13 protein-coding genes are annotated in these 12,559 nt (G+C 73.1%); 10 read left to right on the plus strand and 3 right to left on the minus strand.

The genetic code is table 11. The annotated features are described in order from the left end of the window. Nucleotides 1-14: 14 nt before the first annotated feature. Genes BN1197_RS13565 through BN1197_RS13585 form a run of 5 tightly spaced genes read left to right on the plus strand, consistent with a single transcriptional unit; the run spans nt 15 to nt 5,825 of the window. Nucleotides 15-1,496 carry a cobyrinic acid a,c-diamide synthase CobB gene (locus BN1197_RS13565; protein ID WP_082043970.1) on the plus strand — a complete coding sequence of 494 codons (1,482 nt, stop codon included), beginning with the start codon at nt 15-17 and terminating at the stop codon, nt 1,494-1,496. After that, entirely contained in the window at nt 1,493-2,566 is a 1,074-nt protein-coding gene (gene cobC, locus BN1197_RS13570; protein WP_052466828.1) for an Rv2231c family histidinol phosphate aminotransferase CobC, read from the plus strand. Before BN1197_RS13565 ends, cobC begins: the two co-directional genes overlap by 4 nt. Continuing rightward, the gene (cobT, locus tag BN1197_RS13575) at nt 2,563-4,365 is read left to right on the plus strand and encodes a nicotinate-nucleotide--dimethylbenzimidazole phosphoribosyltransferase (RefSeq protein ID WP_245851943.1); all 1,803 of its coding nucleotides are present in this window, start codon (nt 2,563-2,565) and stop codon (nt 4,363-4,365) included. The genes cobC and cobT overlap by 4 nt, the downstream gene beginning before the upstream one ends. Beyond that, complete coding sequence (gene cobA / locus BN1197_RS13580; RefSeq protein WP_245851944.1) at nt 4,355-5,560, plus strand: uroporphyrinogen-III C-methyltransferase; 1,206 nt, start codon at nt 4,355-4,357, stop codon at nt 5,558-5,560. Before cobT ends, cobA begins: the two co-directional genes overlap by 11 nt. A gap of 46 nt (nt 5,561-5,606) precedes the next feature. Continuing rightward, nucleotides 5,607-5,825: a hypothetical protein gene (locus tag BN1197_RS13585; protein ID WP_040160598.1), complete on the plus strand. Its 219-nt coding sequence runs from the start codon at nt 5,607-5,609 to the stop codon at nt 5,823-5,825. 18 nt (nt 5,826-5,843) lie between these two features. On the opposite strand, the gene BN1197_RS13590 is transcribed toward BN1197_RS13585, so the two are convergent. After that, the gene (locus BN1197_RS13590; RefSeq protein WP_040161305.1) at nt 5,844-6,425 is read right to left on the minus strand and encodes a DUF3043 domain-containing protein; all 582 of its coding nucleotides are present in this window, start codon (nt 6,423-6,425) and stop codon (nt 5,844-5,846) included. Nucleotides 6,426-6,483: 58 nt separating this feature from the next. Here BN1197_RS13590 and BN1197_RS13595 point away from each other — a divergent pair, with 58 nt between their 5' ends. The 3 genes from BN1197_RS13595 (at nt 6,484) to BN1197_RS13605 (ending at nt 9,583) form a co-directional block, all read left to right on the plus strand. Continuing rightward, nucleotides 6,484-7,872 carry a dipeptidase gene (locus BN1197_RS13595; protein WP_040160600.1) on the plus strand — a complete coding sequence of 463 codons (1,389 nt, stop codon included), beginning with the start codon at nt 6,484-6,486 and terminating at the stop codon, nt 7,870-7,872. Between the two features lie 41 nt (nt 7,873-7,913). Then, on the plus strand, nt 7,914-9,074 hold the full coding sequence (locus BN1197_RS13600; RefSeq protein WP_040160602.1) for a glycerate kinase family protein: 1,161 nt from the start codon (nt 7,914-7,916) through the stop codon (nt 9,072-9,074). Between the two features lie 152 nt (nt 9,075-9,226). Further along, nucleotides 9,227-9,583, plus strand: coding sequence for a HesB/IscA family protein (locus BN1197_RS13605; RefSeq protein WP_040160604.1), 357 nt, complete (start codon nt 9,227-9,229; stop codon nt 9,581-9,583). A gap of 133 nt (nt 9,584-9,716) precedes the next feature. On the opposite strand, the gene BN1197_RS13610 is transcribed toward BN1197_RS13605, so the two are convergent. After that, complete coding sequence (locus BN1197_RS13610; RefSeq protein WP_052466748.1) at nt 9,717-10,262, minus strand: hypothetical protein; 546 nt, start codon at nt 10,260-10,262, stop codon at nt 9,717-9,719. A 6-nt stretch (nt 10,263-10,268) separates the two neighbouring features. Further along, nucleotides 10,269-10,622: a PadR family transcriptional regulator gene (locus tag BN1197_RS13615; RefSeq protein WP_040160606.1), complete on the minus strand. Its 354-nt coding sequence runs from the start codon at nt 10,620-10,622 to the stop codon at nt 10,269-10,271. A gap of 100 nt (nt 10,623-10,722) precedes the next feature. On the opposite strand from BN1197_RS13615, the gene BN1197_RS13620 reads away from it, so the two are divergent. Both BN1197_RS13620 and aat read left to right on the plus strand, forming a co-directional pair. Continuing rightward, nucleotides 10,723-11,709 carry a carbohydrate kinase family protein gene (locus tag BN1197_RS13620; RefSeq protein ID WP_040160608.1) on the plus strand — a complete coding sequence of 329 codons (987 nt, stop codon included), beginning with the start codon at nt 10,723-10,725 and terminating at the stop codon, nt 11,707-11,709. After that, on the plus strand, nt 11,702-12,418 hold the full coding sequence (gene aat, locus BN1197_RS13625) for a leucyl/phenylalanyl-tRNA--protein transferase (RefSeq protein WP_040160611.1): 717 nt from the start codon (nt 11,702-11,704) through the stop codon (nt 12,416-12,418). The genes BN1197_RS13620 and aat overlap by 8 nt, the downstream gene beginning before the upstream one ends. The last annotated feature ends 141 nt before the right edge of the window (nt 12,419-12,559 follow it).

Below are 12,559 nucleotides of genomic sequence, written 5' to 3' on the forward strand. Positions count from 1 at the left end.
GGCCGTACGTGTCGATGCCCAGCACGCCGCGCATCGCGCCCGCCGTGCCCGTCGCGCATGGCGGCGTGAGCGCGTCACCCGTGGCGTTGCCGAGGGTCGTCATCGCAGCTCCCGCCTCGGGCAGCGGCAAGACGATGCTCACGACCGGCATGCTCGCCGCCCTGCGGGCGCGCGGGCTGCGGGTGAGCCCGCACAAGGTCGGGCCCGACTACATCGATCCCGGCTATCACGCCGCCGCCTGCGGGCGCGTCGGGCGCAACCTCGACGCGCACATGCAGGGTGTCGAACGCATCGTCCCCCTGCTGCTGCACGGTGCGACGTCCCCGGAGCCGGCCGACGTCGCGGTCGTCGAGGGCGTCATGGGGTTGTTCGACGGCGCGCTCGGGCGCGACGGGTTCGCCAGCACCGCCCACGTCGCCGAACTCATCTCCGCTCCGGTGATCCTCGTCGTGGACTGCGCCTCGACCTCCCGCAGCGCGGGCGCGCTCGTGCACGGGTTCGCGACGTTCAGCACGGCGATCCGCATCGGCGGCGTCATCCTCAACAACGTCGCCTCCCCGCGTCACGAGCGCGAGGCACGGGCGGGCATCGCCGAGACCGGGGTCCCGGTGCTCGGTGTCGTTCCGCGCCGCACCGACGTCGTCGTGCCCAGCCGTCACCTCGGGCTCGTCCCCGCCGCCGAGCGTGCACCCGAGGCCGAGTCGGCCGTCGCCGCGCTCGCGACGCTCGTCGGCGAACACGTCGACCTCGACGCGGTGCTCGCGCTCGCCCGCACCGCCCCCGAGATCACCGGCGTCGACGCGTGGGACCCGGTCGCCGAACTGCGCGCCGCCGGCTGGACATCGGGGGCCCACAGCGAGCGAGGCCGGCGCGTCGCCGTGGCCGGTGGCGAGGCGTTCACCTTCTCCTACGCCGAGAACGCCGAACTGCTCGAGGCGGCCGGCGTGGAGGTCGTCGCGTTCGACCCGCTGCACGACTCGCTGCCCGCGAACATCGACGGCCTGCTCGTCGGCGGCGGCTTTCCCGAGGTCCACGCCGCCCGGCTCTCGGCGAACACCACCTTGCGCGAACAGATCTCGGGCTTCGTCGCGGGTGGCGGGGTCGTGTCGGCCGAATGCGCCGGCCTGCTCTACCTCGCGCGTTCGCTCGACGACCACCCGATGTGCGGCGTGCTACCGGTCACCGGGCGCATGACCCCGCGTCTCACGCTCGGCTACCGCGACGCCGTGGCGCTCGCGGGCAGCGTGCTCGGCCCCGAGGGAACGCGGGTCACCGGCCATGAGTTCCACCGCACGGTCGTCGAACCCGCGATCGGAGCGAGCAGCGGTGAGACGGTCGCCCGAGCGTGGGGATGGCAGGACTCCGAGGGCGAGCGCCGTCGCGACGGCTGGATCACCGGTCGGGTGCACGCCTCCTACCTCCACCTGCACTGGGCGGGAGCCCCGCGCGTCGCGGCCTCGTTCGCGGCGGCGATCGGAGCGGGGGAGTGCGCATGATCGACGACCGTCTGCTCGCGCATCACGGCGACGTCGAGGCGCGCGGCATGCTCGACTTCGCCGTCAACGTCGCGGTCGAGCGGCCGCCGGAGTTCCTCGCGAGCGCGATGGCCGACGCGATCACCGACCTCGCCGCCTACCCCGACGCCGGACCCGCGACCGCGCTCCTGGCCGACCACCTCGGGCTCCCCACGGGGCGTCTGCTCCTGGTCAACGGCGCCGCCGAGGCGTTCCACCTCATCGCCCGCGCCGAGCCGTGGCGGCACCCCGTCGTCGTGCACCCGCAGTTCACCGAGCCCGAGACCGCGCTCAGAGCCGCCGGATTCGCCCCCGGCCGCCACGTGCTCGAGGCGCCGGCCTTCGCGTTCGACGCCGAGTCGTTCGAGGCCCGGCACGCCGAGGCCGACCTCGTGTTCGTCGGCAACCCGACCAACCCGACCTCGCGGCTGCATCCCGCGGCCGACCTGCTGCGCCTGCGACGCCCGGGCCGGCTGGTCGTCGTCGACGAGGCGTTCATGGACACCGTGCCGCGCGAGCAGGACACGGTGCTGCGTCACGCCGCGGCCGGGGAGGGCGTCTTCGTCGTGCGCAGCCTCACCAAGACGTTCGGACTCGCGGGGGCGCGTGCCGGTTTCGTCGTCGCCGAGCCGGCGTGGATCGAGGCGTGTGCCCGGGCGCAGCCGCACTGGTCGGTCAACTCCCTCGCTCTGGCCGCGATCGAGGCGATCTGCACCCGGGCCGGGGTGGCGCATGTCGCCGACGTCGCCGCCCGGGTCGCCGCGGATCGCGCTCTGCTCGTCGACGGCCTGACCGGCCTCGGGTTCGACGTCGTGCGCCCGGCCGCCGCACCGTTCGTGCTCGCACACCACCCCCGCGCCGCCGAACTGAGGTCGAGGCTGCGCGAGGCCGGCATCGCCGTACGCCGGGCCGACACCTTTCCCGGCCTCGACGACACGTGGCTGCGTATCGCCGTGCGCGACGCCGCGACGACGGCCACCTTGCTCGACGCTCTGCGCACCGCCGGCGCCGACCACGCCGACACCCCCGAGACCGACCGGGAGGTCCGATGACGCCCACCAGCACCTCGATCGACACCTCGACCAACGCCTCGGTCGACACCGCGAACGGCACGGCCCCGACCCCGCCGATGCCCGAGCCCACCCGTGCCGGGCTCGCGGAGGTCGTCGCGAACCGGCGGGACATCCGCACCGGGTTCACGATGGATCCGATCGACGAGGCCGCGCTGACCCGCGTGCTGCAGGCCGCGCACCAGGCGCCGAGCGTCGGATTCTCCCAGCCGTGGGACTTCGTGCTCCTGCGTGATCTCGAGGTGCGCACCCGCGTCCAGCGACTCGCCGCCGCACAGCGCGAGCGCTTCGCGGCCTCCCTACCGGGTGGTCGAGCCCGCAGCTTCGACGGCCTCAAGGTCGAGGCCATCCTCTCGACGCCGCTCAACATCGTCGTCACCTGTGACCCCACCCGCGGCGGCCCCTACACGCTCGGACGGCACGCCGATCCGCGCATGGCCCCGTTCTCGGTGGCGTGCGCGGTGCAGAACCTGTGGCTGGCCGCCCGTGCCGAGGGTCTCGGAGTCGGCTGGGTGAGCTTCTTCGACCCCGCCGACCTGCGCGCCGAGCTCGGTCTGCCCGAGCACCTCGACGTCGTGGCCTACCTGTGCATCGGCCACGTCGAGGAGTTTCCGCCCGCCCCCGAGCTCGCGCTCACCGGGTGGGCCCGTCGCCGCCCGCTCGCGTGGGCGGTCCACCACGACACCTGGGGCGAGCGTCGCCTCCCGGGAGGAGCACCGATGTTTCTCATCGACGAGACGGTGGCCGCGATCGGCCCCGTCGACCAGGCCGCTCGCGACGAGGCGCTCGCGCGGCAGGGACTGCTCACTAAACCCGCCGGGTCGCTGGGAGAGCTGGAGAACATCGGGGTGCGGCTCGCGGCGATCAGCCGCGAATGCCCGCCGCCGGTGCCCGAGCCGGCCGCGCTCGCGGTGTTCTGCGGTGACCACGGGGTCTACGACCAGGGCGTCACCCCGTGGCCGCAGGAGGTGACGATGCAGATGGCCCTCAACTTCATGGGCGGCGGCGCGATGACGAGCGTGCTCGCCCGGGGCGTCGGCGTCGAGGTCGCGATCGTCGACATGGGTGTCAAGGGCGACCTCCCCGAGGCGCCGGGCGTGCTCGTGCGCAAGGTGGGCCGCGGCACGAAGGACATGACCGTCGAGCCCGCGATGACGCCGGGAGAGTGCCGCCAGGCCGTCGAGGCGGGCATCGATGTCGCCCGCGATCTCGTCGCGCAGGGCAACCGCCTCCTGCTCACCGGAGACCTCGGCCTCGCCAACACGACGCCGTCGGCAGCTCTCGTCGCGGCGATGACCGGCCGGCGTGCCGAGGAGGTCACCGGACGCGGTACCGGGATCGACGACGCGATGCTCGGCCACAAGACCGACGTCGTGCGGCGTTCGATCGACCGCCATGACGCGCGACGGGAGGAGCCGCTCGCCGCTCTCGCCGCGGTGGGCGGGTTCGAGCACGCCGGACTCGTCGGATTTCTGCTCGGGGCCGCGGCATTGCGCACGCCGGTCATCCTCGACGGGGTCATCGCGCTGTCGGCCGCGCTCGTCGCCGCGGAACTCGCCCCGCACGCCCGTGAGTACTGGTTCGCCGGCCACCATTCGGCCGAGCCGGCCTGCCGCCACGCCACCGAGCAGCTCGGGCTGCGCCCGATCCTCGACCTCGGCATGCGATTGGGGGAGGGCAGCGGCGCCGTCTGCGCGGTTCCTCTGCTGCAGGGGGCCGCGCGCGTGCTCGCCGAGGGTGCGACGTTCGAGAGCGCCGGGGTGGCCGAACGTGACGAGTGAACCTCTGCCGCAGGCAGTTCCGGCGACCGAGCACGGCGCCCCCGCCCGTCCCGATCCCGTCGAGGTGTTGCTCGCCGGCCGGCCGGCGCTCGTCGTCGGCGGCGGCCCGGCGGCGATCGGTCCCGTCGGGCGGCTCCTGCGGGCGCGAGCCCGTGTCACCGTCGTCGCGCCCGCGCTCGCGACCTCGCTGGAGGATCTCGCCGACCGCGGGCTGCTCACGTGGACCCCGCGCGACTACGAACGCCGCGACCTCGACGGCATGCTCGTCGTCGCCGCCGCGAGCGGCAGCGAGGGAACCGACGCCGCCGTGCTCCTCGACGCCGAGACCGCGGGGGTGCTGGCGATGGCGGGTGCCCGTCGCGGCCGGCCCCGGGACGACGACGCGCGCCCAGCGCTCGATGCGGAGACCCAGTCGTTCGAGCCTCCCGAGCCGGCTCGCCACGAGGATCGCCCGGCGTCGCCGCAGACCGCGGCGGGATCCGTCGTCCTCGTCGGCGGCGGTCCGGGCTCACCCGGCCTCATCACCGTCGCGGGCCGGGAGGCAGTCCTCTCGGCCGACGTGGTCGTCGTCGACCGCCTCGCACCCCTGGCACTGCTCGACGAACTCGGTCCCGAGGTCGAGGTCGTCGACGTCTCGAAGATCCCGCGCGGGCGGTTCACCCCGCAGGAGGAGATCAACGCCGTGCTCGTCGACCGGGCTCGCGCGGGCAGGCGGGTCGCGCGGCTCAAGGGCGGAGATCCGTTCGTCTTCGGCCGCGGCATGGAGGAGCAGATCGCCTGCGCCGAGGCCGGGGTCGCCTGCGAGGTGGTCCCCGGGGTGACGTCGGCCGTCTCGGCGCCCGAGCTCGCCGGTATCCCGGTCACCCATCGCGGCCTCGTGCAGGGGTTCGCGGTGATCTCCGGCCACGCGGCCCCCGACGACCCCCGCAGCACGGTCGACTGGGACGCACTCGGGCGCAGCGGCGTCACCCTCGTCGTGCTCATGGGCGTCGAGACCCTGCCGCGGATCGCCCGCGCCCTCATCGAGGCGGGACGACCGGCCGAGACCCCCACCGCGTCGGTCATGGACGCGGCACTGCCGACCCAGCGCGTTCACGTCTCGACGCTGGCGGCGCTCGCCGACGGAGCCCCGCCGGAGGTCACCGCGCCCGCCGTCACCGTCATCGGCGAGGTCGCGCGGTTCGCCCGATCCTGACCGCGCCACGGCGCCGGCCGGTGCGAGTCGTCGCTAAGGTCGGCACATGGCTGCAGAGAACGCATGGACCTGGCGATGCGAGGACGCGAGCGGCACGAGCGTCGAGAGCGACGTCGTACCCACCTCCGGCTTCCCCGGGCAGGGCGAGGCCGAGGCCTGGCTGTCGGAGAGCTGGGCCGAACTCGCCGATGCGGGTGTCGAGCAGGTCAGCCTGCTCGAGGGTGATCGCGTCGTCTACGGCCCGATGAGCCTCGCGGGCGGCTGACCGTTCGGCCGACGGCCGTCAGGCCTTGGCGCGACCGCCGCGGGTGACCTGCGGTCGCGGCATCCGACCGGCGCGCAGTTGCACCGAGCGGGAGAAGACGTACCAGGCGGTGCCCTTGGCGGGCTCTTCGCCGAACTTCTCCCGGACGGCCTTCTTGACCCGGCGGGTGAGGAGCAGCACGTCGAGGACGGTGAGCGCGATCATGCCGTAGAGCACCGTGAACCCGGCGATGTACGCCCATCGGTAGGGCAGCATGCTGATCGGCAGCGCGATGATCATGAGCGGCAGCAGGAACTCTCCGACGTTCCACCGGGAGTCGACCATGTCGCGGACGAAGCGCCGCTGAGGGCCCCGATCGCGGGGTCCGAGCGCCCACTCCTCGCCGCGGTACATGGCCTCGCGGTACTTGGCGCGCTCCTCGCGCTCGCGTCGGCGGGAATCCTTCTTGGCCGCCTCTCGGTCGGCGGGGACGATCGGGCGCCGCCTGGCCGCCTCGGCCTCCCGGCGTGAGGGGGTGGGGCGGTTCTTCGCCCCGGGACGCTGCTCGACCACGGGTGCGGGCGTCACCGTGGCCTCTTCCTGCTTCTTCCGACCGAACACGTCCACACCTTATCCGTGACCCCGCCCGGCCACGGAATGCGCTCGTTACCCTGGTGCGATGAGCGAGCCGACGAGCGACACCGCCGACACCAGGACCGAAGAGTTGCGGCGCCGGATCGCCGACCTCATGCCCGGCGTGCGCGCCGACCTCGAGGAACTCGTGCGGATCCCCAGCGTGTCGCTCGACTCCTTCGATCCCGTCGAGGTCACCCGAAGCGCGGAGAGGGTCGTCGAGCTGCTCACCGACGCCGGGGCGAGCGCGGAGATCGTGCAGGTCGAGGGCGGCCACCCCGCCGTCATCGGGCACATCGACGGGCCGCAGGGCGCCCCCACCGTGCTGCTCTACGCCCACCACGACGTGCAGCCCCCGGGAGACGAGAGCGACTGGCGGTCCTCGCCGTTCGAGCCCACCGAGCGCGACGGGCGGCTGTACGGCCGCGGCGCGGCCGACGACAAGGCAGGGGTCATGGCGCACGTCGCGGCTCTGCGCGCGCACGACGGCAGGCCACCGGTCTCGGTGCGGCTGTTCGTCGAGGGCGAGGAGGAGGTCGGGTCGGAGTCGCTGCCCGCGCTGCTCGAGGCCCACGCCGATCGGCTCGACTGCGACGCGATCGTCATCGCCGACTCGGCCAACTGGGCGGTCGGCACCCCTTCCCTCACGGCGACACTGCGCGGCCAGGTGCGGGCCGTCGTCGAGACGCGGGCCCTCGACCACGGGCTGCACTCCGGCATCTTCGGTGGCCCCGTGCCCGACGCGATCACCGCGATGTGTCGTCTGCTCGCCACGCTGCACACCGACGCCGGTGACGTGGCCGTCGACGGGCTCGTCCACGGCGCCGACCCGGGGGTCGACTATCCGGAGGAGTCGTTGCGCGCCGACTCCGGCATCCTCGACGGCGTCGACCTCGTCGGCACCGGCTCCCTGGCCTCCCGCCTCTGGAGCAAGCCGTCGCTCACCGTCATCGGCATCGACGCACCGGCCGTCGACGTGGCCGCCAACCTGCTCACGCCGTCGTGCCGGGCCAAGCTCTCGCTGCGCATCGCCCCGGAGCAGGATCCGCTGGCCGCGTACGAGGCCCTGCGCCGCCACCTCGAACGGCACGCGCCGTGGGGCGTGCAGGTGAGCGTCGAACTCGTCGACGAGGGAGCCGGGTTCACCGCCTCCACCGAGGGCCCGGTCGCGCGGACGATGCTGGGAGCGCTCGCCGACGCCTGGCAGGCCGAGCCCAACGCCGTCGGCCTGGGCGCGTCGATCCCCTTCATCTCCCAGTTCGCCGAGGCCTTCCCGAAGGCGGCCATCCTCATCACCGGGGTCGAGGATCCCGACACCCGCGCCCACGGCGCCGACGAGAGCCTGCACCTGGCAGAGTTCGAGAAGGCCTGCCTCGCCGAGGCGCTGCTGCTCGACCGGCTCGGCCGGCAGGACGACGCGTACGCGACGCCCTGATCGAGCCCACGAACCGATCGAAGACACGAGGAGACGTCTCAGTGCGCGTGCTCATCTGCCCCGAGTCCTTTCCCGGGATGCTGACCGCGGTCCAGGCGGCCGAGGCCATGGCGGAGGGATGGCGGCAGCGGGCGCCCGGTGACGAGCTCACCCTCGCACCGCTCTCGGCAGGCGGTCCCGGGTTCCTCTCCTCGCTGTCGACGGCCGTCCGCGGCGAGGCCGTGGCGGCGACCGTGAGCGACCCCCTCGGACGGCCGGTGCCGGCGTCCCTGCTCGTCGTCGACGACGGCGGCGGCACTCGTACGGCGTACGTCGAGGCGGCGCAGGCCTGTGGCCTGCATCTGCTCAACGCCGACGAACGACGACCTCTCGTCACGAGCTCCTTCGGTGTGGGGCAGCTCGTTCGGGCCGCGCTCGAGGAGGGCGTCTCGCGCATCGTCGTCGCCGTCGGCGACAGCGCGATCAACGACGGGGGAGCGGGGCTGCTCTGCGCGCTCGGGGTGGGCGACCCCGCTCGGCTCGCCCGCGGCGGCGGCGCCCTGCACGAGATGGCCGAGGACGCCCTCACCGGCCTCGACGAGGCCCAGGCGTTGCTCGCGGGCGTGGAGGTCGTCGTCGCCACCGAGGAACGTTGCCCGCTCCTCGGGTTCGACGGCACCTCGGCCCTGGATGCGCCCGAGCGCGGCGCCGGGGGGGAGCAGTCACAGGCCCTGGAGACGGCGCTCGGCCGCTTCCACGACGTCGTCACCCGCACTTGCCCGCCGGCGCCCGACCTGCTCACCGGCCTGCCCCGGCGGCTCGACCGCGAGCCGGGGGCGGGTGCCGGTGGCGGAATCGGTTACGCCCTGCTCGTGCTCGGCGCCCACGTCGAGAGCGCCGTCGAGGTCATCCAGCGTGCCCGCGACGTCGACTCCCTCCTCGACCGGCACGACCTCGTCCTCACCGGCGAGGGACTCTTCGACTGGTCGTCGCTGCGCGGAGGAGTGATCGCGGGCATCGCCAGACTGGCGTCGACCCGCGGCCTTCCCGTGGTCGTCCTCGCCGGCGAGGTCACCGTCGGTCGCCGCGAGACCATGGCGCTCGGTGTCTCCGGGGTGTACGCGCTGGTCGAACGCCCGGGCGAGGTGGCGGCGTTGATGGCCGACCCGGTCGGATCGCTGCGCTCTCGCGCGGCCCGCGTCGCCGGCACGTGGTCGCCCTGAGTCGCCCTGAGTCGCCCTGAACCTCATGGGAGCGATGCGTGAGCCCCTCGCGCGGGAACACCGGCGCGGTCTACGGTGTTGTGAAGGGTAGCCTCACCCCGAGGGTCGCGCCGCCGCGCTCGGCCCGTTGCACGACACGACTAGGGAGCAACATGACTGTGCAGAACGAGACGAAGGCACCCGAGCACGGTGTCCTGCTCACCGACGTGGCCGCGAGCAAGGTCAAGAGCCTGCTCGAGCAGGAGGGTCGCGACGACCTCCGCCTGCGCGTCGGCGTCCAGCCCGGTGGCTGCTCGGGGCTCATCTACCAGCTCTACTTCGACGAGCGCAGCCTCGACGGCGACGCCGTCCGCGACTTCGAGGGGGTCGAGGTCGTCGTCGACCGCATGAGCGCCCCCTACCTCGACGGCGCGACCATCGACTTCGCCGACACCATCGAGAAGCAGGGCTTCACCATCGACAACCCCAACGCGGGCAGCTCCTGCGCCTGCGGCGATTCCTTCAGCTGAGTCGCCGGCGGGACGCCCTCCCGCTGATTCGCACCACGGCGCCGCCGCCCCCGATCGGGGCGGCGGCGCCGTCGCGTGTGCGGCGGCCGTGTGAGCGCTCCGCCCCCTCAACCCCTCAGACCCCTCAGGCCCCTCAGAGCGCCGGGGAGGCGTGAGCCGGTTCGCGACCGCTCGTGAACAGTCGCCACGGACGCGCCGCGAGGAGGAACACGATCAGCGGCACGACGAGGACGATCAGGAACGAGTCGCCGCCCACAGAGAACGCGCCGCCGTCGGGCTCGACGAACGCGGTGAAGCGGGCCCCGAACCACGGGGCCACCGTCCTCGAATCGATCTCGCGGCCCGTGACCCCGCTCGCGCGTACACCTTCGAGGAAGGCCATCGCGCTGAAGAAGTAGCTGTAGAGCAACACGGCGAAGACCGGCAGGGCCACGGCCGCTCCCACGCTCCATCGCGGCCGGCCGGGGTATCCCTCACCGACGGTGCGGGCGAGGTCGCGCATCGGGCCGAGGCTGCGGACGGCGGCCCGCATCCCCTCGCTGCGGGCGAGGTCGTCGAGCATGGTCCTGACCTCACGGCGTTCGGTCCTGCGGCGTGCTCTGGGCACGCCTTCGTAGTCGAGCCAGAAGTCGAGCGTCTGGACGGCGTTCTCACGGCGCCACAGATCGGCGAACGTCATGGCGGATCACTCCTTCGGCGGAAGCGGGGTCTGGATGGGTCGATCGAGCACGCGGTCCACGGCCTCGACGAGCGCGTGCCAGGAGGAGGTGCGGTGGCCGAGTTCGGCGCGGCCCGCCTCGGTGAGCCGGTAGTACTTGCGGGCGGGGCCGGTCTCGGAGCGGCGCAGGTAGCTCTCGGCGAGGCCGGAGTTCTCCAGCCGGGTCAGCGCGGGGTACACGGTGCCCTCGCCGAGGTCGTCGAAGCCCCGGCTCTGCAGGTGGGCGAGGACGGAGTATCCATAGCTGTCCTCCCGTGCGAGTTCGTGCAGCAGGAGGAGGGCGAGGACCCCCTTGAGCATCTGCGGATCGTGCGAGGACATGCTCCATGATGTTCTCAGGTACTCGACTTGGTCAAGTACCGACGCGTGCGCCGCCCGATGTCGTCGGAGATGCGAGCGACCCGCACGTTAGATTGGTCGGGTGCCTATCGCCGTTGCCGGGTCCATCGCGACCGATCACCTCATGACCTTCCAGGGACGCTTCGCCGATTCCCTCATCGCCGAGCAGCTCGAGCAGGTGTCGCTCTCCTTCCTCGCGAGCGGCCTCGAGATCCGCCGCGGGGGAGTGGGCGGCAACATCAGCTTCGGGATGGGCGTGCTCGGGCTGCGCCCGGTGCTCGTCGGCGCGGCCGGCCCCGACTTCGCCGACTACCGCTCGTGGCTCGAGCGGCACGGCGTCGACTGCGAGTCCGTCCACATCTCCGACTCCGCGCACACCGCGCGCTTCGTCTGCACCACCGACGCCGTGCTCGCCCAGATCGCCACCTTCTATCCCGGCGCGATGTCGGAGGCGCGTGACCTCGAACTCGCCCCGGTCGCCCAGCGCGTCGGTGAACTCGAGCTCGTCCTCATCGGCCCCGACGACCCCGAGGCGATGCTGCGCCACACCGACGAGTGCCGCGAACGCGGCATTCCGTTCGCCGCCGACCCCAGCCAGCAGATGGCGTTCATGGACGGCCCGGCGATCCGCCGCCTCATCGACGGGGCCACCTACCTCTTCACGAACGAGTACGAGTCGCACCTCGCCGAGCAGAAGACCGGCTGGGACGCCGCGGAGATCGCCGAGCGGGTGCAGACGCGCGTCATCACCCGGGGTGCCGAGGGTTGCACGGTGTTCACCCGGGGCGAGGAGCCGATCTCCGTGGGCGTGGTGCCCGCCCGGACTGTCGCCGACCCCACCGGTGTCGGCGACGCGTTCCGGGCCGGGTTCCTCGCGGCGCTGGGCTGGGGGCTGGAGCTGCGGCAGTGCGCGCAGCTCGGCGCCGTCATGGCGACGCATGTCGTCGAGACGGTGGGCACCCAGGAGTACGCCGAGAACCTCACGGGTCTGCGGGCCCGCCTGGCCGAGGTCTACGGCGACGCCGATGCCGACGCGATCGCCGCCCATCTTCCAGAGAGTCGTGTCTGACGACCCACCCCGCCCCGTCGAGCCTCCTCCCAGCCGGTTCGCGTTCGACCCGCTGAGCGACCGGGGGGAGGAGGTGGCCGGTGTCGGGGCCGATCTCGAGCCGGGCACGCTGCTGGCCGCCTACCGCGAAGGGGTCTTCCCGATGGGGGTCGGCCGGCACGGCGCGGGCCCCCTCGTGTGGTGGTCGCCCGACCCGCGAGGTGTCCTGCTCCCGGGTCGCCTGAGGGTGTCGAGGTCGCTGCGCAAGTCGATGCGCCGCTTCGACGTCACCGTCGACACGGATTTCGAAGGGGTCGTCGCCGGGTGCGCCGACCCCGGGCGCGAGGGCCGATGGATCACGGGAGCCGTCGCCGACGCCTACGTGCGTCTTCACCGCCTCGGTTGGGCGCACTCGGTCGAGGTCCGCCGCGATGGCGAGCTCGTCGGCGGCCTGTACGGGGTGGCGATCGGCGGGTTCTTCGCGGGTGAGTCGATGTTCCACCGGGTCACCGACGCGTCCAAGGTCGCGCTCGTCGCCCTCGTCGAGTGCTTGTACGCCGACCGCGATCCGCGCCGGCTCATCGACACCCAGTGGTCGACGCCGCATCTGGCCTCGCTCGGTGTCGTCGACATTCCCCGGGTCGACTACCTGCGAAGACTCGCCTGGGCCCTCGAGGCCCCGATCGCACCCGCGTTGCTCGACGCGTGGCAGGAGGGGCGCGGCTCCTGACGGATCCGCGTGGGCCATCGGCCTGCGCCGCCCCGCCTCGTAAGGCCGGCGAACCCCGCGGGATCCCACCTCGACCGGCCACCCCGCTACACGCAATCGAGAAGTCGTCTGGTCTATGCTGGCGACGTCCATGACCCCCGT

The sequence above is a fragment of the Mobilicoccus massiliensis genome, from assembly GCF_000826525.2.
GTDB lineage: Bacteria > Actinomycetota > Actinomycetes > Actinomycetales > Dermatophilaceae > Mobilicoccus > Mobilicoccus massiliensis.